The sequence below is a fragment of the Pontibacter sp. GD7 genome, assembly GCF_058216375.1.
On record NZ_JBYZMP010000004.1, the window covers coordinates 374,476 to 394,654 of the forward strand.

21 protein-coding genes are annotated in these 20,179 nt (G+C 36.2%); all 21 read left to right on the forward strand.

The features are described from left to right. Positions 1-24 precede the first annotated feature (24 nt). Positions 25-981, forward strand: a complete 957-nt coding sequence (locus AC4BAP_RS09000; RefSeq protein WP_490582302.1) for a hypothetical protein — start codon at positions 25-27, stop codon at positions 979-981. Positions 982-1,047: 66 nt separating this feature from the next. Further along, positions 1,048-2,109, forward strand: a complete 1,062-nt coding sequence (locus tag AC4BAP_RS09005; RefSeq protein ID WP_490582303.1) for a glycosyltransferase family 2 protein — start codon at positions 1,048-1,050, stop codon at positions 2,107-2,109. Then, positions 2,109-3,032: a glycosyltransferase family 2 protein gene (locus AC4BAP_RS09010; RefSeq protein ID WP_490582304.1), complete on the forward strand. Its 924-nt coding sequence runs from the start codon at positions 2,109-2,111 to the stop codon at positions 3,030-3,032. Before AC4BAP_RS09005 ends, AC4BAP_RS09010 begins: the two co-directional genes overlap by 1 nt. A 128-nt stretch (positions 3,033-3,160) precedes the next feature. Further along, on the forward strand, positions 3,161-3,340 hold the full coding sequence (locus AC4BAP_RS09015; protein ID WP_490582305.1) for a hypothetical protein: 180 nt from the start codon (positions 3,161-3,163) through the stop codon (positions 3,338-3,340). A 26-nt stretch (positions 3,341-3,366) separates the two neighbouring features. Continuing rightward, the gene (locus AC4BAP_RS09020; protein WP_490582306.1) at positions 3,367-3,891 is read left to right on the forward strand and encodes a hypothetical protein; all 525 of its coding nucleotides are present in this window, start codon (positions 3,367-3,369) and stop codon (positions 3,889-3,891) included. A gap of 46 nt (positions 3,892-3,937) precedes the next feature. Beyond that, complete coding sequence (locus AC4BAP_RS09025; protein ID WP_490582307.1) at positions 3,938-4,801, forward strand: glycosyltransferase family 2 protein; 864 nt, start codon at positions 3,938-3,940, stop codon at positions 4,799-4,801. A gap of 198 nt (positions 4,802-4,999) precedes the next feature. Then, positions 5,000-6,031: a glycosyltransferase gene (locus AC4BAP_RS09030; RefSeq protein WP_490582308.1), complete on the forward strand. Its 1,032-nt coding sequence runs from the start codon at positions 5,000-5,002 to the stop codon at positions 6,029-6,031. Next, positions 6,031-7,290, forward strand: a complete 1,260-nt coding sequence (locus tag AC4BAP_RS09035) for a glycosyltransferase family 4 protein (RefSeq protein WP_490582309.1) — start codon at positions 6,031-6,033, stop codon at positions 7,288-7,290. Before AC4BAP_RS09030 ends, AC4BAP_RS09035 begins: the two co-directional genes overlap by 1 nt. A gap of 3 nt (positions 7,291-7,293) precedes the next feature. Continuing rightward, a complete protein-coding gene (locus AC4BAP_RS09040) occupies positions 7,294-8,046 on the forward strand; it encodes a class I SAM-dependent methyltransferase (RefSeq protein WP_490582310.1) in 753 nt (250 codons plus the stop codon). Positions 8,047-8,101: 55 nt separating this feature from the next. Then, entirely contained in the window at positions 8,102-8,989 is an 888-nt protein-coding gene (locus AC4BAP_RS09045; RefSeq protein ID WP_490582311.1) for a glycosyltransferase family 2 protein, read from the forward strand. A gap of 18 nt (positions 8,990-9,007) precedes the next feature. Continuing rightward, positions 9,008-9,571 carry an acyltransferase gene (locus AC4BAP_RS09050; protein WP_490582312.1) on the forward strand — a complete coding sequence of 188 codons (564 nt, stop codon included), beginning with the start codon at positions 9,008-9,010 and terminating at the stop codon, positions 9,569-9,571. 63 nt (positions 9,572-9,634) lie between these two features. Next, positions 9,635-10,654 carry a glycosyltransferase gene (locus tag AC4BAP_RS09055; RefSeq protein ID WP_490582313.1) on the forward strand — a complete coding sequence of 340 codons (1,020 nt, stop codon included), beginning with the start codon at positions 9,635-9,637 and terminating at the stop codon, positions 10,652-10,654. A gap of 6 nt (positions 10,655-10,660) precedes the next feature. After that, on the forward strand, positions 10,661-11,362 hold the full coding sequence (locus AC4BAP_RS09060; protein ID WP_490582314.1) for an FkbM family methyltransferase: 702 nt from the start codon (positions 10,661-10,663) through the stop codon (positions 11,360-11,362). Then, complete coding sequence (locus AC4BAP_RS09065) at positions 11,353-12,597, forward strand: glycosyltransferase family protein (RefSeq protein ID WP_490582315.1); 1,245 nt, start codon at positions 11,353-11,355, stop codon at positions 12,595-12,597. The genes AC4BAP_RS09060 and AC4BAP_RS09065 overlap by 10 nt, the downstream gene beginning before the upstream one ends. Further along, positions 12,594-13,838: a glycosyltransferase family protein gene (locus AC4BAP_RS09070; RefSeq protein WP_490582316.1), complete on the forward strand. Its 1,245-nt coding sequence runs from the start codon at positions 12,594-12,596 to the stop codon at positions 13,836-13,838. The genes AC4BAP_RS09065 and AC4BAP_RS09070 overlap by 4 nt, the downstream gene beginning before the upstream one ends. Next, a complete protein-coding gene (locus AC4BAP_RS09075) occupies positions 13,835-14,998 on the forward strand; it encodes a glycosyltransferase family 4 protein (protein ID WP_490582317.1) in 1,164 nt (387 codons plus the stop codon). The genes AC4BAP_RS09070 and AC4BAP_RS09075 overlap by 4 nt, the downstream gene beginning before the upstream one ends. A 21-nt stretch (positions 14,999-15,019) precedes the next feature. After that, positions 15,020-16,390, forward strand: coding sequence for a hypothetical protein (locus tag AC4BAP_RS09080; protein WP_490582318.1), 1,371 nt, complete (start codon positions 15,020-15,022; stop codon positions 16,388-16,390). 14 nt (positions 16,391-16,404) lie between these two features. Next, positions 16,405-17,403: a glycosyltransferase family 4 protein gene (locus tag AC4BAP_RS09085; RefSeq protein WP_490582319.1), complete on the forward strand. Its 999-nt coding sequence runs from the start codon at positions 16,405-16,407 to the stop codon at positions 17,401-17,403. A 101-nt stretch (positions 17,404-17,504) separates the two neighbouring features. Continuing rightward, a complete protein-coding gene (locus AC4BAP_RS09090; protein WP_490582320.1) occupies positions 17,505-18,551 on the forward strand; it encodes a glycosyltransferase family 4 protein in 1,047 nt (348 codons plus the stop codon). 10 nt (positions 18,552-18,561) lie between these two features. Beyond that, on the forward strand, positions 18,562-19,125 hold the full coding sequence (locus AC4BAP_RS09095) for a WcaF family extracellular polysaccharide biosynthesis acetyltransferase (RefSeq protein ID WP_490582321.1): 564 nt from the start codon (positions 18,562-18,564) through the stop codon (positions 19,123-19,125). 63 nt (positions 19,126-19,188) lie between these two features. Then, on the forward strand, positions 19,189-19,932 hold the full coding sequence (locus tag AC4BAP_RS09100) for a glycosyltransferase family 2 protein (protein WP_490582322.1): 744 nt from the start codon (positions 19,189-19,191) through the stop codon (positions 19,930-19,932). Positions 19,933-20,179: the final 247 nt, after the last annotated feature.

Genomic DNA, 20,179 nt, shown 5'->3' on the forward strand with positions numbered 1-20,179 from the left:
GTACGTGTTTTTTCCAATGTGTATATGGATGAAAATTCAGCCTATACTTTTGAGCAATTGAATGAAAAGGAGTACTTATATAAAATACTACTACTATGTAAAGAAAAGATGAACGATCGTTTCGATGAGTTTATCTTCTTTATTTTTTCAAGACATGACAATCTAATACCAGCTTCTGCTAATTATTTTTCTGAAAAAAAGAAAATCCTTATTTATATTTCTGATGAAGCATCTCATTCTCCAATACACCTTCAGGAAAAATATTATGTGATATTTAAAAGTTATCTTGAATCCAGTTTGGAAGTGGTCGGTTTAAATGTTTTTCCATTTCCACTAGGTTACGTTAATGGATTTAAAGTTGATCATAGCATCAGCATAGTAGAGAGGAAGCATGACCTGTTTTTTTCAGGTAACTTAAATTATAATAGATTCAATTTTTATAAGCAGTTTACTTTATTTTCAAATCTTCCTGATTCTGTATTTTATAAGTTAATGGCCAATACATGGTTAAATAAAAAAGTTTTACGTGTTTTAGGAACCAGTTTTTCATCAAAAAAAAAGAACTATTATATTAAGTTTAATCAAGGATTTAAAACAGGTTTAGATATAAACACTTACTCTCGCATGTTAGCAAATAGTAAAATTGTTTTATGTCCTAAAGGTTTTGTAAGTACAGAAACGTTTAGATTAACAGAAGCATTAAGTTGTGGATGTGTTGTAATATCCGAAAAATTACCTAATTACTCTTTTTACTATAATGCTCCAATTATTCAGATAGGCGATTGGAATAAGGGGCTTAAAACTGCTAAGTACCTTTTGAATCAACCTAAAGTTCTAGCTAAGTATCAAAAAGAATCTATAAAATGGTGGAGAGAAAAGCTATCAGATGAAGCAGTTTCATCTTATATATGTAATTTAATTCGAGATCTGAACAAAAAAAAATACATTCAACAAACTGATTTTCATGATTTGTTCTTTTAATTAACGCAGCTCTTAAATAAGTAAAGCAATAGCAAAATTCATCAGACGATTAATTTCGTTAGATTTATGCTTATTGAAATTAATCTGAATATTACGCAAACATTATACTTGTCTAACAGGCAGAGCATTAGTCTTAATTCGTTTGATTTGAGTAGAAATTGGCCTAAAATATCTATAGTAACCCCCTCTTTCAATCAGGGACAATATATTGAACAGACGATTCTTTCTGTCATAAATCAGAACTATCCTAACCTGGAATATATCATAATTGATGGCGGTAGTACTGATAATACTGTTGATATCATCAAGAAGTATGAATCCTTAATTACATATTGGGTAAGTGAGCCCGATAGAGGCCAAAGCCATGCAATTAACAAAGGTTTGGAGAGGTGTACTGGCGAAATATTTAACTGGCTAAATAGTGATGATTGGTATGAGCCTAACGCTTTGATTGATGTAGCTAATCAGTTTATAAGTAACCCTAAGATACAAGTTGTTTCAGGCTTCGAAATTCATGTCTCATCTAATGAACAGATTATTCATCAAGGTACAAAGTTGGAATATAATTTATTACAGACAATAGAACGTTGTGAGATCACGCAACCCTCTACATTTTTTAGATTAAGCGCTATAAAAAAAGTAGGAGTTGTATCTGAAGATTTACATTATATTATGGATGGAGAGTTGTGGGTGCGATTTCTTTTGCTGTACGGCCAAGATAATTTTTGTAAGCTTAATAAACCTCTTGTTAATTTTAGGCTCCACGAGAGTTCAAAGACTGTAAGTAATGCTGTAATTAATAATTTTTTAATTGAAAGGAGTAGTATAATATTAGATTTACTTCATTTCGTAAAAGTACCTGAGGATATTATATATTACTGGGATAACCATATTTACCAATCACCTAAGATTCAATCTCTAAACAGAGCCTGGAAATTTAACAGAAATATTATTACAGAAAAGGACGTAAGGGCCTACTTTATTAAGAAGTATATTAACATGATGTTCCAACAGGGGGAATTAAAAGATGCTTTTTGGGGAATTAAGAAACTAAGCATGAATAAGAATTTAGATTTCTTTTTATTAAAAAGTTTAGCTAAGTTGATTACTAAATCTGTACTGAAGTAATGGATTCAAAACCTCTAGTGTCTATAATTATACCTTGCTATAATGTCTCGAACTATGTTGCTGAGGCAATTATGTCAATAGTAAATCAGTCTTACACTCATCTTGAGATATTGGTTGTAGATGATGCCTCTACCGATAACACTCTTGACATAGCAAGACAAATAAATGATGAAAGAATAAAGATAATAGAGTACAGCAAAAATACTCAAAAGATTGGCGCTGTTAACGACACGCTTAAGATTGTTAATGGTGATTTGATAGCCTTCCAGGATGCTGATGATTGGTCTGAAACTACAAGAATTGAAGAGCAGGTGAAAGCATTTTTGCTTAATTCAAAACTTGGAGTTTGTTTTACAAAGTATAATAATATTGGTAAAAAAGTTAACACTCCGAAATCCATCGCTTTAAGTAATGAAGAGTTAAGAGATGAGTTTTTAAGATTTGGATCCAAAAACTTTACAGATTTAAGTCCGACATGCTGTCCTTCTATGATGGTAAAAAAAGATGTAGTCTCCATAACAGGAGGGTACCATCCTTACTTTAGAGGGCGTGTAGCAGAAGACATTCATTGGATTTATCGAATTCTAAAAAGGTATGAAGGTATTGCTATTGATAAGCAATTGTATAACTATAGAATCAGGGAAGGATCACTCACACAAAATCAACTATCGGGAGAGAACGCAAAGGCTGCTTATACTTGGAAGTTACTATCAAAAATAATAGATGCAGATATCAATAAGAATCTAGATTTACTTTCACTAGAACACCTAGATAATTTAAAAGAACTAGAATTAGAGGCTTGTGAGGAGACTCTTGTAGAAAGTATGAAAGCAATAAAATATATTATTAGTAAATACGAAAACAGTAAAACTTTTAAAGTCGGAAAGCTTCTAACTTATCCAGTTAAGCTATTTAAAACATGAATTTTAAATTCATATTTTGGAATATTAGTGTAGTTAAAATAAAAGGTATAAATGTAGAACGTAGATTATAGCCAAATACCTTAATATTTGTTTTGTCATTTGATCACATATATATAAATAAATATAATATGGAAAAGAAATATATACATGACAAGGTGGTACATAATACAAGAGCTGCTGAATTTCTTGTTCCAGAGATTATTAAATGCTATAATCCTAAAAGTGTCGTTGATGTAGGTTGTGGTATAGGAACATGGCTCCATGTTTTTCAAAAGCATGGAATAGATAATATTTTAGGTATTGATTGAGACTATATATATATCATGAGTTATTAATGATTGATCCTGATAAGTTTGTTTCTGCAGATTTAAATATACCTTATTCATTAGATAAAAAATTTGATTTAGCGATATCGCTTGAAGTCGCTGAACATTTATTTAATAAATCAGCAGCAAATTTTGTGCAATCGCTTACTAAATTAAGTGACCTTGTAATATTTTCTGCAGCGATTCCTGGGCAAGGGGGGCAGAATCATTTGAATGAGCAGTATCCTGAGTTTTGGCTTGATTTATTTATGAATGAAGGTTATAAATTAATTAATGATTTTTCATCAATACTTTGGAATAAAAATGAAGTAGAATGGTGGTACAGGCAAAATATACTAGTTTTTAAAAAATCGCCTACTTTCGAGGAAATTAAACAGTTACATTTTGGCGTTCATCCTGAACTTTATAAATTAAAACTGAGTGAAATTGAAGACTTGAAATTTCAACTTAAGGCTTTGCAGTTTGGTAATACTTCAATTTACCATGGACTAAGAATTTTCCTAAAATCAATATATTATAGTATAAGGAAATAATTTGCTCCAATCTTATTGCTTCCTAGTTATCAAATTAGTTTCAAAAATGACTAGTCCTCAAATATCTATTGTACTCCCTGTCTTCAATTCAGAGCTTTTTATCAAAGAAGCAATAGAAAGTATCCTAAAGCAAAGTTTTAAAGATTTTGAGGTATTAATTTTCGATGACGGCTCTACTGATGGAACAAGTGAAATAATTCAATCTTTTAATGATAGTCGAATTGAGTATAAAAGGTATGATACCAATGTAGGTTATTTAGTTCATTTAAATGAAGGACTAAAGATAGCAAGAGGTAAATACATTGCACGAATGGATGCTGATGACATTGCCTTGCCTAATCGTTTGGAAGAACAGTTTAAGTTTTTGGAAAATAATGTTGATGTTGGTATTTGTGGTTCCTGGTGTGAATATATAGGTACCGAGACAGGTATAAACAAAAGACCTGCAACGTATAAGGATGTTCAATATCATATGTTTTTTGGGTGTCCACTAACTCATCCTACCGTTATGATGAGAAAGGAAAGCTTACTAAAATTTAATTTGAAATATAATCCTGAATTTTACTACGCAGAGGACCATGATTTTTTTGCTACAGCATCAATTTACTTTAAAGTAATCAATATTCCTCAAGTTCTTCTTAAATACCGTGTTCATGCTTCTCAAATTGGATCAGCTAAATGGAAGGAACAATATCAGGTTAAGAGTAGAGTGCAAGCAAAAATTTTTTCTAAGGCTATTATAAATTGTACCAAGGACGATTTAAAATGGTTAGAGGATTTCTTTATTGAAAAGAGCTTGCCTTGTAGATCTTGGTTAATGCAGGTTCAGGAGTATAGGCTAAGAATTGTTAATGATAATAAAAAGATAATGACTTATCCTCCTGCTATTTTGGAAAAAGCTTGTCAATAGCTTTTTGATAATAAAGTTTCAAAGAATATTCTTAATTATTTCATTAACAAATATTATAGTCAAAATAAGCACTCTTTGGGTTTATTTAAATCGTTTCTAAAAGATGAAATTTCATTTAGAAAACATATCGGACCAAAGTTAATTGGATCGCTTTTAGTGAAAAGTGTAATTGGGTATAACAAAAAGTGATATTTAGTATTGAAAATAGCTATTCTTACCCGTCCTGATTATAAAAGCCCAAGGGTTTTATCAGAGTCATTGAAGATACAAATTGAAAAGGCTGGAGCTCAAGCAGATATTTTCTTCTGTGTTGATGCGTTATCTAGGTTACAGAATTATGATGATGTTAAACATTTGGTAAAAATCCATTTTTGGCTAAGGAGGAAATTAGTTAACTTTTTATCTGATAAGCGCTTACTTAAAAGCCTGAAAAATTATGATGCCGTTGTAATAAGTGAGTGCAGCCCCAACGGTTTTTGGAAGCACCTTTATCAAGTCGAGAAGCTTAAGTCTATACTTTGTAAACCAGTACTTTATTACGAAGTTTATTTTTTAGGTAATGCTCCCACTCAGATTGCCAAATTAAAGGAAGCTGGGCATCCCTTAATAGAAAGGTATGATTGGCATTTAGCTGTAGCCGATGTAACGGAAATAAGAACAGCACCTAAAGCCCCATGGAGTTGTATCGGCCTTGACTTAACTAACACAGGTTTAAGTCCAACCTGTAAAAATGAGTTTATCGCCTTAGTTGACTTTGAACAAAGAGGATTTGAGAAATATAGACAAGTACAGCTGGAGGTACTTAAGGATTTAGGTATCAAAACGATCATACTTAATGGTAGCTATAGTTCAGATGAGATAAGAAAGTTATATAAAAAAGCATCAGTATTTTTTATGCAATCTTCAGAGGCATTTGGATTACCTATTGCTGAATGCTTTGCCTGTGGAGTACAGGTGTTTACGCCACACACTGCATGGCCTATGTCATGGAGGTTAGATGAAAAACCTGGTATTCATGCAGAAGGTAAATTACCTGAAATCTTTACTTCTTATTACTCTTCCGAAGATTTAAAGAGTAAACTTATCGATTTCATGAATAAGTATGATAAACAAACTACTCCAGTTGTTATTTTTAATAAATTTAGAGATTACTACCCTCATTACTATTATGGAAATGTATCTGAGGTACGAAATTTAATACAGCGAATTAGGATAAAGCATTTTAGCTGATGGCAAAAATTTTAATGATAATTCCTTATAGGTTTTATCCTCCCCAAGGAGGTGGGGCTCTGCGCTGCTTTTATATTTTGCGAGAGTTAGCACGTTACCACGAAGTATATGTTTTAACAAGCCAGCCAACTTCTGATTTTAAAGAGGAATATTCTCCTGCTTTTCCTGAAAATGTGCGAGTAATAACTACTTTCGGCTCTTCGAAGTATAAATCAGCTTTTAATCTATTACCTAAAAGAGCCGCTGATGCTATCAATTTTCGTATGCTAAGCCGTAGATTTTTTGAGCCTACCAATACTGCTTTACTAGATATTTATCCTTCTGTAAAGAGTTTACTAAATAATATAGAATTCGATATTATTTTATATGAAAATTTAGAAAGCCTTGATCTGCTATGGGGAATTATTAAACGGAAAAATAAAAGAGCAAAACACCTATACGATGCCCATAATTGTGATTCGGATCTCTGGCTACAGCTTGCTCAAGCGAACGAAGATATTAAATTTTACAATTATGCAGAAAAGGCCCTAAGTTTAGAAAGCAATCTTTTTAGAAAAGTCGATGCTTTCTTTAGTTGTAGTAAGATAGATTTTTCAAGATTAACAAAATTAAACAATGGTAAAGTAAGAGGATTTATTATCCCTAATGGGATTGATAGTACATCAAAAGAATGTGACTTAAGAAATGAAAAGTTTACAATCAAGAATTTAATATTTTGTGGAAGCCTTGATTATTTCCCAAATAAAGAGGGAGTACTTTGGTTCTATAATAAAGTGTTTTACCTATTAAAGCAAAATATTCCTGATCTTACATTTACGGTTATAGGAAATATAACTCAATTTGATGATTATCAGGATATTATTTGTGATCCTTCTGTAAATTTTGTTGGTAAAGTAAAATATGTAGAACCATATTATTATAATGCATCAGTTGCGATAGTTCCACTTCTAAGCGGAAGTGGAACTAGGTTAAAGATTCTGGAAGCAATGTGCCTAGGTACACCAGTTGTATCAACTACGATAGGTGCTGAGGGAATTGATTTTAAAGATGGACATCACTTATTTGTTGCTAATAATTCAATAGATTTTTCAAATAAGATTTATCAATTGCTTAATGACAGGGAAATGTATAACCGGGCCAGACTCAGTTCCCTAAAATTAGTTTCCAGTAAATATAATTGGTTAACTATTGGAAATAGTATTTACCGATATATTGACGAGGTACTGAATATAAAACCAAATGCAGCTATTAATATTTAAGATATGCTAAAAAGTTTAGAGGATATTTTTGATACCCTTCAAATCGAAGCACCTAATAAGGAATTCGTTAAGGTTAACTCTCACACTTCAAAAGAACAAGGTCTGTTTCTGCAACGCTTATTGAATGAAGTTAGACCTGTAAAGTCGCTCGAAGTAGGATTAGCATTTGGAATTTCTACCTTATTTATTTTAGAGAGTTTAAATACTTTTGGCAGTAAATCAAAATCCCATATTGTTATAGAACCTTTTCCTTGGGGAGGAGTGGCTGAATATAATATTCAAAAAGAGGGATTATTCGATCTTGTTGATATTAGATATAATAAGTCGGATGAAGTTATACCTAAATTATTCTATGAAAACGTCAGAATACAGTTTGCATATGTTGACACAACAAAGCTGTTTGATACGGTCTTGCACGATTTTTATTTCATTGATAAAATTCTTGATGTTAACGGCGTCATAGTCTTAGATGATTGTAACGGAGGTTGGCCTGGCGTACAGAGAGTTGCCAGGTTCATAAATACACTACCTCATTATCAGTTAGTTGCTGCTCATAATAAAAGTCAAACTACTTTTAAAAGAAAATTCGCTGAATGGATTATAAGTAGAGTTATTAGGTCCATACCCTACAAATCAATGTTTTACCCTACTATTGATTTTAAAACAGATAGCGATCTTGGTTTAAACTATAGCTGCATTGCATTTAAGAAAATAGCTGAAGATACTAGAGACTGGAGTTGGGATTCAAAGTTTTAAATAGAGCGTGTATTTGCTTTTTAATTAAATTAGTTAGTTTATAAGTCAGACCTTTATGGAAATTATGCCCTTGGTGAGTGTGTTAATGACATCTTATAATCGTCAGAACTATATTGCTGAGTCTATTGAAAGTGTATTGGCTTCATCATACCAAAATTTTGAATTGATTATTGTAGATGATGCCTCAGAAGATGAGACTGTTGCAATCGCACGCAAGTATGAGGCGCAAGATAATCGAATTAAAGTTTTTGTTAATGATCAAAATCTTAGCGATTACCAGAATCGCAACAAAGCTGCCTCTTTTGCCAAAGGTAAGTACATCAAATATTTAGATTCTGATGATGTCATTTATCCCTGGGGCCTGGAGGCGATGGTTCAGTGTATGGAAAAATTTCCTCAGGCTGACTTTGGGTTAGTATCTTACGGCTTGCAAACCAAATTTATGTATCCGTTTCTTGTATCATCTGCAGAAGCATATAGTTTCTTTTATTTTGAAGGTGCTTTGCTTATTAGTGGTCCTTCTGGGGCAATTGTTAAGAGAGAAGCTTTCGAGCGGGTAAAAGGATTTAGTGGTAAAAGGTTCATTGGCGATACAGAGTTATGGCTTCAGTTATCTAAGTTTTCACCTGTTGTAGCTATGCCTGAAGATTTAGTTTGGTGGAGACAGCACGATGAACAGCAAATGAAAGAAGAGTTAACAAACTATTTGATAGAAGCTCAGAGATTTCAACTATATAAAAGAATGCTTTTAGATGCTGACTGTCCTCTTCCTGTGGATCATAAAAACTTTGCTATTAGAAATTTAGTAAATGTAAAGTCAAGAAAATTAATTAAGTTGCTGCTAAGAGGGAAAATAAAAAACGCTTTATCATTGTATAAGGCATTCAATTTACATCCTCTAGATATTGTCAAGAGTTGCCGGTTAAATAAATATCCTGTATAAATTTAGTTTAAGGATTAGATGATTTACTGGATATTTTCAAAGTGGAATGCTTTATTAATTAGGCTTAGAGCTTTACTTAAGTATTTTTTCTTTCGAAGGTTTGATATCATAATCGGCCATAATGTTTATATAAGGGGTGGTAAAGGGAAACATACATTTGGTAAAGGAGTTGTCATTTATGACAATGCCTTATTTGAGGTGCACAAAGATAAAGCTTCAATCTCTACCGGTAACAACTGTATTTTCTCATATGGTTCTTTGATAGTATGTTCAACTAAAATAGAATTGGGAGACAATGTCTGGATAGGGGAGTATAGTTCAGTTCGTGATGCTACTCATTCATTTTCATCAAGTTTACCAATAGGAGAACTACCAGATAAAATTGGAGGGATCAAAATTGGAAATAATGTTTGGATTGGTCGTGGCTGCCTTATCTTACCAGAAACAGTAATTGAAGATAACGTAATTATAGCTGCAAACTCTGTTGTTAAAGGTTGCATTAAAGCTAATAGTATCTATGGAGGTTGCCCAGCAAAATTTATAAAGTATATAGATACACCATCAAAATCTATAACAACCTAGCGACTCAATTTGGATTCAAGAATTTATATTACTAACAATAACGGTGCTTCTTAACAAACCAAAATGAGAATTTTATTGATAATGGATCCGGGTATTCTAGTGCCTCCAAAAGGATATGGGGGACATGAAAGGCTTGTTTACATGTTTGCCAAAGAATATAGTCGGTTAGGGCATGAAGTTCATTTGTTAGTCACTGAAGGTTCTGAAGTTGAAGGGTGTACTGTTCATCCTTTCGGTCGAGAGGGCTTTCCCCCTAAAAAATGGAATGCCAGGAAAGCTGTGCCTAAAGCTTGGAAATTCCTATGGAATAATCGAAAGAGGTTTGACCTAATTCATAACTTTGGCAGATTGATTTATTTAATTCCATTGTTGAACCATCCTGTAAAAAAAATAATGACCTATGGACGTGAAATTAGCACAAGAAATATTAGATTAATTAATAAAATTCCAAACAAAAACCTTGTCTTTACTGGCTGTAGCTCTGATCTAATATCTAGAGGTGGAGTAGCGGGTATATGGAAAACTGTATATAATGCAATTCCATTCAATAAATATACCTTACAGGAGGTTGTTGATGATGATGCACCGTATATTTTCCTAGGAAGATTAGAAAGAGTAAAAGGATGTCATATTGCAATTAATGTTGTTAAGCTGATGGGAGCTAAATTACTTATTGCAGGGAATATTTCGCCACTTCTCGAGGAGCAGAGATATTTCGAAACAGAGATAAAACCTTTTATAGACGGAGATCAAATAAAATATATTGGTCAGGTAAATGATTATGAAAAAAACTTTTATTTAGGGAAAAGTAAGGCTTTACTTTTCCCTATTGAATGGGATGAACCATTTGGAATGGTTATGGCAGAAGCAATGGCTTGTGGAACTCCAGTAATTGGATTTAGGAAAGGATCAGTACCAGAAGTTATAAATGACGGATTGACTGGATATGTTGCTGAAGATATTGAACAGATGGTTCAATTCATGTCATTGATTTCTAATATTAATCGTAGAACATGCCGTAATACTGCACAAGCTAAATTCGATGTACCTGTAGTTGCTTCTAACTACTTAACATTAATATAGTTATTCATGCTTGAGTCATTAAAGAAAGCAATAAAAATTAGACTAGGTGTACCTTCAGTTGAACATAGCCTAGCTTTAGCAAAAATAAACTGCTATAATCCTAAGGTAATTTATGATGTTGGAGCATATAAAGGTGAATGGACCAAAGAAATGCTGGAAATTTTTCCTACTTCTTCCTTTTATATGTTTGAAGCGCAGGAGTCGAAGGAGTCATACCTTCGTAAAGTAACAGATAAATACTCAGGTCAATTAGATTATCATATCAGTTTATTAGGGGCAGTTTCAGGAAGAGAAGTAACTTTTAATGAGTATGAGACAGCCAGTTCAGTTCACTCGGAATATTACCAAACCGAGGCAGTTACAACAAATAAACAGCTTCAAACCTTAGATGAAGTAATACAGAATAGAAGTTGGCCGCTTCCAGATTTGATTAAGCTTGATACACAAGGCTATGAGATTGAAATACTAAAAGGGGGATGTAAAGCTATAGCTAATACTGAAGCTATATTAATGGAAGTTTCATTTTTAGAAATTTATAAGGACGCTCCTTTATTTAAAGATGTAATGAATCAAATGTCTGATTGGGGTTTTCAGATTTATGACATTTGTGCTTTAATGCGCCGGCCATTTGATCAGGCTTTATATCAGGCAGATGTATTATTTATCAAAAGCACATCTAACCTAGTAGCCAGTAAAAGGTGGGCTTAACAAGAAACATAGTTCTTATTTCATCTGGGCAACCCTCAGCTAATCCTCGCTTAGTAAAGGAAGCTATCGCTTTAAATAATGCTGGATATTACGTAACTGTAATATATGTTCCTATTTCTATTTGGGCGGACCAATTTGATAACCTGTTAATCAAAAACTATCCTTCTATAAAGTTTGTACGAACAGGATACCATTTTCATAATCATAAAATTGGCTATTATTGGGCTCGATTAAGACGTAAATTGTTTTTTGAATTATTTAAAAGCACAGGTGATATTTTTAATATTGCTGATAATAGCTCAGTTTTATATTGCCAAGAACTGGTAAAGGAAGCAATGCGCCATAAGGCTGAGTTGTACATTGCTCATAACCTAGGCGCTTTACCTGCTGCTGTTAAGGCTGCTAGGCTTTGCAACGCAAAAGTTGGTTTTGATGCTGAGGATTTTCACCGGGGAGAATTTGCAACTAATAGCATAGAACAACAATTGACAGTATTATTAGAAAATAAGTACTTTAAAAAGTTAGATTACCTGTCAACTGCTAGTCCATTAATTACTGAAGCTTATCAAAAGATTTTTCCAGATTTATTGCCAGTAACCATTAACAATGTATTTCCTTTGAGAGAAAAGGATAGCTTTTCTGAGACCGAGGAGAGTGATGAGTGCTTAAAGCTATTCTGGTTTTCCCAAGTGATTGGAAAACAAAGAGGCATTGAAATAATTGTTAGAGCAATGGGGTTACTAAAACAATATCCTATTACTCTGACACTGTTAGGTAACATTACAGAAGACATGAAAGCGTACTTGATTTCATGTGCCCGCGATGCAGGAGTAGAGGATAACCAAGTTCTATTTTTAAATCCTGTTTTGGAAGAGGAAATAGTTGATATTGCAGCTACACATGATATCGGGTTTAGCTCTGAGGTGCCTCATTGTCTTAACAGGGAGTATTGTTTAACAAATAAGATATTTACGTACCTTGTTTCTGGGATAGCTTTGGTGATGTCAGATACAAAAGCTCAAAGCAAATTTTTGGCAGACTATCCTGGTATAGGAGCACTATATAAATTTGATGATCCAAAAAGCCTTGCAGAGGTATTGCTAATGTATATTAATGATCCTGTTCTATTAAAGTTTCACAAAACAAATACGAAAAAGCTTGCGGAGGAAGAAATGAATTGGGAACGTGAGAGTGAGAAATTTTTATATACAGTTGCCTCTGTTTTATCTAAATGAAACAACTGCTTATCATATATCCACATTGGGTTCCTTCAAATTTGGCAGGTGTGCATCGTCCCAGGCTAATAGCCAATTTCTTGCATGAATTTGGATGGGACTCTATTGTGCTTACTGTTTCTCAGGAATTTTACGAAGAGACAAATGATCCTGACATAGCGAAAACAGCTTCTGAAAAAATTGAAGTTATTTATACAAAAGCATATAGAGCAGGAAAGCCGCGTATAATAGGGGATATAGGACTAAGAGGCTTTTTATTTCTTTATCGGGAAGCCCTTCAGATTATAAATTCAAGGCATATAGATTTTGTCTGGATACCAATCCCATCTTTTTATACTGCTTTGCTAGGCCGATTGCTTTATCGTAAAACCAGGGTGCCTTATGGCATTGATTATATAGACCCGTGGGTCCGCGATATCAGCAACCGAAATAATATAAGGGCAAGGTTAAGTCTTCTAACAGCAAAAGTTCTGGAGCCAATAGCGGTGAAGCATGCAGCACTGATCTCTGGTGTTTCTACTGCATACTATGAGCCTGTGCTGCAACGAAATTTTAAGAATAAGCGGGTACTGCATGTCGGGATGCCTTATGGTTTTGACCCTAACGATCATCAAATAAAACTTAATGGTATAACTTATCCCTGGGATAGTGGTGAAGAAGTTCATCCGATAGTATATGCCGGTGCATTTTTACCTAATTCACAACCGTTTATTAAAGCCCTTTTCAGCGTTGTTAAAGATCTTAATAATAAAGGTGTTTGGGATAGTAGAAAGCAGTTCTACTTTTTAGGAACCGGCTCTTATACCGGTATTACGATTGCAGATTATGCCAAAGAGTATGGTATTGAAGACTTGGTACGAGAAGAAAGATCACGCTATCCTTACCTGCATGTGCTTAATTTTCTTTCAGCGGCTCATGCTGTGTTGGTCGTAGGCAGCACAGAGAAGCATTACACTGCTTCTAAAACATATCAGGCTATACTTAGTAAAAGACCGGTCTTTTCTGTATTTCATGCAGAAAGTAGCGCAGTCAAAGTACTGGAAGAATGTAAGGCAGCTAATCTCCTTGTGAAGTATTATGAATCTGCTTCTATTAAAACCTTGGAAGAATCTATTACTGAAAAGCTATCAAAGCTGATTTCCGGTGAATATAGCTGGAGCCCTGACACAAAGGCACTTGATAAGTATTCAGCTAAGGCTTCAGCGCGTGCTTTGGTGGAGAAATTAGACGAGATCGTATGAAGAGGTTAGCCATCATCACGTCTCATCCCATCCAATATAATGCGCCATTCTTTAAATTACTGGCTAGGGAGGAAGGAATCCTTCTTAAAGTGTTCTATACATTAGGGAAGAATCCTTCTGGTATAATTGACAAAGGATTCGGCAAAAAGATAGACTGGGATATCCCCTTGCTGGATGGGTATGAGTATGAATTTGTGCTCAACGCTTCCCCTGATCCGGGAACGTCACATTTCAGAGGCATCATAAATCCTACCCTTAAAGCATCAGTTGCGAAATTTAACCCTACACACCTTTTGGTTTATGGTTGGAGCTTTTACAGCCACCTGAAAGTTATGAGTCATTTTAAAAATAAAGCTGTAATAATGTTCAGGGGCGACTCAACTCTTCTTGATGAGCAAAGGGGAGTGAAGAAGGTGTTGAGAAGATTGTTTCTTACTTTTATATACAGATACATAGATGTAGCACTCTATGTTGGGAAGAATAACAAAGATTACTTTATAAAGCATGGCGTGTCTTCCCAACGTTTGTTTTTTGCTCCGCATGCTATTGATAACACACGGTTTGGCATTGACGAACAGTATATTCAGCATGCGGGACTTTTGAGGAGTGAGTTAGTAATACCGCCCGAAAATATTGTATTCCTGTTTACGGGTAAGTTTGAAATGAAAAAAAACCCACTACTTTTAATAAAGGCCTTCAAAGAATTAAATGCTGATAGAACTACACTTTTGCTGGTAGGTGATGGTGAACTGGAAAAGGAACTCAGAAAGGAAGCAGAAGGCTGGTTAAATATAAAGTTTCTTCCTTTCCAGAATCAGTCCCGGATGCCTGTTGTATATAGGGCTGGTGATGTGTTGATTTTACCCTCGGATGGTCCTAATGAAACATGGGGATTATGTGTGAATGAGGCAATGGCCTGCGGTCTTCCAGTTATTGTAAGTAACAAAGTTGGATGCGCTGCAGATCTGGTGAAGGAAAATAAAAACGGTTATGTTTTTAGGGCTGGTAATAAAGAGGGTTTGGTTCAAAAGTTAAGTATGTTTGCTAAGATGAGGCCTGCTGAACTCAACCAATATGGTCGTATTTCCAAATCAATTATTAATGGCTGGAGTTATACAGAATTAGTAAAGTCTGTCAAGGCTGCTATGCAGATTGAGTAATACAAGTACGGGTATATAGAGATGCAACTAGTTATTTCAAAAAGCAATAAGAGTACATACCAGGTAACATCCCTTGTTATTGCCGGGATTTTGCTGTTGTTTTCTCCCTTGTCTTTTCTAGCTACTATAAGCGCTATTTTTACGCTATTTATATTGAATAGCCTTATTCTCAGCCTAGGAGAGGGAATTCCAGTTAATCTATTGATTATTTTTCTTGCTTGCCTGCAATGGCTTATTGGACCAATCTTTAGTTATTATATAGGAATAAATCACCCTTTTTATGGCATGCAGGTGCCTGAGCAGGAATACTTTAGCATGGCTCTTCCTGGTGTGTTGCTTTATCATTTTGGATTATTACTGGCTATATTTGGTATAAAAGATAAGCCAAAAGAAGTTGTAGACCAACTGTTTCAAAATGTTTCTGATAAAACTAAAGGGGCCTACTATCTTATTGGTTTGGGTTTTTTTGCCTCATTTGCTATGCCATTTGTCCCGGGGTCATTGTTCTTCTTTCTGTACCTTGTTTCGCAGCTAAAGTTTGTTGGATGCTTTTACCTGTACATGAGCAGTTCTAGAAATAACCTTGTACTTTACTTAGTGGCAGGTACGTTAGTTTTAAATGCATTGGCTGCCGCCATGTTTCACGATCTGATCTTATGGGGTATGTTTTTCCTTTTCATTTATGCTTTTAAGAACCGGGTAACTCTTAGCCGCAGACTTATTGTTTTGTGCTTTGGTTTTCTGATGGTGTTTATGTTACAGTCTATTAAGTACCAGTACAGAAGCATAGCCTGGACAAATACTTCCCTGGATGTGCTTGACAAAGCTGGGGTTTTTATAGGAATGTTTGCAGAAAGGATATGGAATCCTGGCTCTATGTTTGATGATAAGCTTAATGAACTTGCAGTAACAAGGCTTAACCAGGGATGGATTATTACACGTGTGATGAGACATGTGCCTTTCAATCAACCTTTCGCGGATGGTGAGACTGTAAAAGATGCATTTAGTGCGGCATTACTCCCCCGCTTTATCGCTGAGAATAAGGCTCAGGCAGGTGGTCGTTTTAAAATGGAGCGTTTTACCGGGATTATATTACAGGACGGCACCAGTATGAATATCAGTTTACTTGGCGAAGGATATGGAAATTACGGAAGGGATGGAGCTATTATTTTTATGTTTATGATAGGTTTATTGTATAGTTTGATCCTGAGATACGTTCTGGTTAAAAGTATAACAAATCCTACCATACTGTTCTGGATACCATTTCTTTTTCTTCAGGTAATTAAAGCAGAGACAGACCTGGCAACTACTTTAAACTACCTGGTTAAAGCAACCATCGTAATGGGTATTGTATTCTTTGGCTTCAGGAAAATTCTGAAGGTTGATATTTAATGCTACCTGGTTAAATGCGTGTTACCTACTTTTTCCGTAAGCCAGCAGCTTCCTTCTTTAGCATTGAGCAGCTTTTTGCTACTGTAATTAATGCGTTGCGATCTTTTTCGCCGGAACAGGTTTACCTGCCTGTAAAGGAAGCGAGCCCCGTTGGTATTTTACGCAACAGCCTGTTTGCCAGGTTAAGGCAAGGGAGGATAAACCATATTACCGGTGAAGTATATTATATTGCGTTGGCTTTGAAAGGCAGCCGTACCATTCTGACGATCCATGACCTGGAGTCTCTGTATAGCCCTAATAAGTATAAGAACTATTTGCTGCAGTTACTGTGGTTAAAGTTGCCTGTTCAAAAAGCAAAGTATATTACCGTAATATCGGAGCACAGCAAACAAAAATTGCTTTCAGCAACCGGCGTGTCTCCGGACAAAGTGTTTGTAATACCTAACTGTGTAAACTTCAGGGATCAGGATTTTCAGCCTAAACAAGAAATAAAAAGTTCGGAGCCTGTTCTGCTGCAGATAGGCACGAAGCCTAACAAAAACCTTGAACGTTTGGTGGAGGCTATTTCAGGCTTGCCCTGCAAGTTGCTTATAATCGGAAAGCTATCTGAAATGCAACTGGCGTTGCTGTCTCGGTATAGTATAAAGTATGAAAACTTTGTGCAGCTGCCTTATGAGGATGTCATAAAGCTGTATTATAAAGCAGATATTGTTACATTCGTATCTACCTACGAAGGGTTTGGCTTGCCGATTCTGGAGGCGAATGCATTGGGCCGTCCGGTGATAACAAGCAATGTAACTGCCATGCCGGAGGTGGCGGGGGAGGGCGCTCTGATCGTAGACCCGTTTAATGAGGCTGAGATACGGCAGGCTATAAACAAACTGATTACCGAAGATGAATATAGGAATGAGTTGGTTATGGCCGGCTTTAGAAATGTGCAGCGCTTTAAGCCCAAAAATATAGCGGCACAGTACGAATCAGTGTACAGGAAAGTGATGAATGAGACAACGTGAGTACTCCTAAAAAAATATTGATCTTTGTAGACTGGTATTTGCCGGGTTTTAAGGCAGGGGGGCCTATACAATCTTGTGCTAACCTGGTTGCGCACTTAGGAGTGGAGCATAACTTTTATGTGGTTACCCGCGATACGGATTACTGTTCTGATCAGCCTTATACTTCTGTTGTTTCGGATACTTGGCAAAAGGCGCATGGCGGTACCTGTTATTACATATCCAGTAAGAACTTAGGATACAGGGCATTAAAAAAGCTTTATAAGGAAGTTGATCCTGATATTGTGTATATAAACGGCATCTATTCTTTGTACTTTTCGATCTTGCCCCTGATCCTGGCCCGGCAACTGAAGTATGAGCGCCTGATCGTGGCTGGACGCGGGATGCTGGCTGCGAGCGCTGTGAATGTAAAATCGATCAAAAAACGTGTCTTCTTTCATGCTGCCCGTTTTGCAAAGTTGTATCATGGTGTGATGTTTCATGCTACAAATGAGCAGGAGCGCTCGGATATACAGTCTTTGCTTGGGGCTGATACCAAAGTAAGGGTCGCGCCAAATCTCCCTGCCAAACAAGTATGCTTGCCGGAAATTGTCAGTAGACCAAAGACTAAAGGTGAATTGCGTTTGGTAAGTGTTGCCAGGATCTCTCCAGAGAAAAATACGTATTATGCGCTTGAACTTCTGGCTAAGTATAAAGGAAAGGATAAGATCGTTTTCGATATCTTCGGACCTGTTTACGACGAGGCCTATTGGGAAAATTGTAGTAGCCTGATCAAGGATATGCCTTCTAATGTTCAGGTAAACTACTTTGGAAGCTTAAAGAAAGAAGAGGTTGGACCCAAGCTTACGAACTATCATGCCTTGTTCCTTCCGACCCGAGGCGAGAACTTTGGACATGTTATTCTGGAAAGTATGATGGCCGGTTGTGGTATTATCATCAGCGACCAAACGCCCTGGAAGGAGCTACAAATAAAAGGAATTGGCTATGACATTCCGCTCTCGGATACATCTGCTTTTCTGGAAGCAATAAACGAATTAGCCAGTCTGGACCAGGTGGGTTTTGACAGGCTCTCGGGCAGGGCGTTTTCCTTTGCCAGATCTTATACCGAAAATGAGGAACACCTTGAAGCAAACAGAGATTTATTCAGATAGACAGCCAGGAATGGTTCAGGCAAAAGGTAAGGTGAACCTTGAAGGGTACGATAACAGCTGGTATGATACCGGAGCTGGTGCCCTGAAGCGCACGCTGTGGTATTTTGTAAATGCACTTCTCTTTATAAACCCGTTAAATCCGATCAGTAGCCTGAAAGTATGGCTGCTTCGGGCTTTTGGTGCCCGGGTAGGTAAAGGTGTTGTTATTAAGCCTGGTGTCAATTTAAAATACCCCTGGCTGTTGCAGATTGGTGATCATGTATGGATCGGGGAGAAAGTATGGATCGATAACCTGGCTAAGGTTACTTTAAAGAACCATGTCGTGCTTTCGCAGGGTGCTATGTTGCTTACCGGCAGCCACGACTATAAAAGCAGTACGTTTGACTTGCTTACAAAAGAAATTATACTGGAAGAGGGTGTTTGGATCGGGGCAAAGGCTATTGTTTGTCCGGGGGTAACTTGTGATAAGTATAGTATACTGGCGGTTGGGTCTGTAGCTACGACAAACCTTTTGCCTTACATGATCTACCAGGGAAACCCCGCAACCGCTAAACGCGAACGACGAATAAGTTAGAAGTTTTAAGGTTCAGAGGTTCGTTTTTCAATTCAGCAATTTAACAACCAGCAATTTCACCCATTGAAGATCTCCATTATAACCATTGTTTACAACAACCGCGAAACTATAGCCGATGCTATCGCATCCGTTTTGTCACAGACATACCCGGATATTGAGTACATAGTTGTAGACGGAGGCTCAACTGATGGAACCGTTGATGTTATCAGTGCCTATAAAGACAGGATCTCGGTATTTATTTCAGAGAAAGACAATGGTTTGTATGATGCCATAAACAAGGGTATTGGCCTGGCTACTGGTGATGTTGTAGGTCTGCTGCACTCTGATGATCTGTTTGAATCAGATGAGACGATCGCCAAAATTGTGACTGCTTTTAAACAACATGGTACAGAAAGCGTTTACGGCGATCTGTTGTATGTTCGCAAGGAGGATACCGGGAGCGTTGTGCGCAACTGGGTATCCGGTAAATTTAACAGGAAAGACTTTTTATACGGTTGGATGCCGCCACATCCTACCTTTTATGTTAAAAGGGAAGTATACCTGCGGCTAGGCTTATATAACACACAGTTTAAAAGCGCAGCTGATTATGAACTAATGCTGCGGTACCTTTATAAACACAATGTCTCCACGGCATATATAGCGGAGAAGTTGGTAAAGATGCGTATTGGAGGCAAGAGTAACGTCACGATCAAAAACCGTATCAGGGCTAATCAGGAAGACCATAAAGCATGGCTGATAAATGGTCTGCAGCCGTTGTTTTTGACACGCTATTTAAAGCCTCTCCGGAAGCTTGTGCAGTATTTTTAGTCTGAATCAGGATTTGCAGGATTCTTAAAGAGGACCCCTCCCCACTACTGTTCGAAAGCTTTCACAAATACGTAATCTATAAGGATGTATTAAGAAAGGAGGTTGTTGTGAAGGTGAAGGATTTGCTTTGTTTATTCCGGATAAGGATCTTTCTGAACTGGCAGCCCAGACCCGGGTGGACCATCAGGTCAAAAAACTCAGCGGCAGGGTGATGTTCCAGCTGCTTTTGCTCTCGCTGCTGGAAGGG

Coding starts and splice junctions, on each gene's coding strand:
- AC4BAP_RS09045 (WP_490582311.1), top strand. CDS start 8,102: ATGGAAATTATGCCCTTGGTGAGTGTGTTAATGACATCTTATAATCGT.
- AC4BAP_RS09055 (WP_490582313.1), top strand. CDS start 9,635: ATGAGAATTTTATTGATAATGGATCCGGGTATTCTAGTGCCTCCAAAA.
- AC4BAP_RS09040 (WP_490582310.1), top strand. CDS start 7,294: ATGCTAAAAAGTTTAGAGGATATTTTTGATACCCTTCAAATCGAAGCA.
- AC4BAP_RS09095 (WP_490582321.1), top strand. CDS start 18,562: ATGGTTCAGGCAAAAGGTAAGGTGAACCTTGAAGGGTACGATAACAGC.
- AC4BAP_RS09070 (WP_490582316.1), top strand. CDS start 12,594: ATGAAACAACTGCTTATCATATATCCACATTGGGTTCCTTCAAATTTG.
- AC4BAP_RS09080 (WP_490582318.1), top strand. CDS start 15,020: ATGCAACTAGTTATTTCAAAAAGCAATAAGAGTACATACCAGGTAACA.
- AC4BAP_RS09000 (WP_490582302.1), top strand. CDS start 25: ATGGATGAAAATTCAGCCTATACTTTTGAGCAATTGAATGAAAAGGAG.
- AC4BAP_RS09085 (WP_490582319.1), top strand. CDS start 16,405: ATGCGTGTTACCTACTTTTTCCGTAAGCCAGCAGCTTCCTTCTTTAGC.
- AC4BAP_RS09060 (WP_490582314.1), top strand. CDS start 10,661: ATGCTTGAGTCATTAAAGAAAGCAATAAAAATTAGACTAGGTGTACCT.
- AC4BAP_RS09015 (WP_490582305.1), top strand. CDS start 3,161: ATGGAAAAGAAATATATACATGACAAGGTGGTACATAATACAAGAGCT.
- AC4BAP_RS09005 (WP_490582303.1), top strand. CDS start 1,048: ATGCTTATTGAAATTAATCTGAATATTACGCAAACATTATACTTGTCT.
- AC4BAP_RS09035 (WP_490582309.1), top strand. CDS start 6,031: ATGGCAAAAATTTTAATGATAATTCCTTATAGGTTTTATCCTCCCCAA.
- AC4BAP_RS09050 (WP_490582312.1), top strand. CDS start 9,008: ATGATTTACTGGATATTTTCAAAGTGGAATGCTTTATTAATTAGGCTT.
- AC4BAP_RS09020 (WP_490582306.1), top strand. CDS start 3,367: ATGATTGATCCTGATAAGTTTGTTTCTGCAGATTTAAATATACCTTAT.
- AC4BAP_RS09010 (WP_490582304.1), top strand. CDS start 2,109: ATGGATTCAAAACCTCTAGTGTCTATAATTATACCTTGCTATAATGTC.
- AC4BAP_RS09075 (WP_490582317.1), top strand. CDS start 13,835: ATGAAGAGGTTAGCCATCATCACGTCTCATCCCATCCAATATAATGCG.
- AC4BAP_RS09025 (WP_490582307.1), top strand. CDS start 3,938: ATGACTAGTCCTCAAATATCTATTGTACTCCCTGTCTTCAATTCAGAG.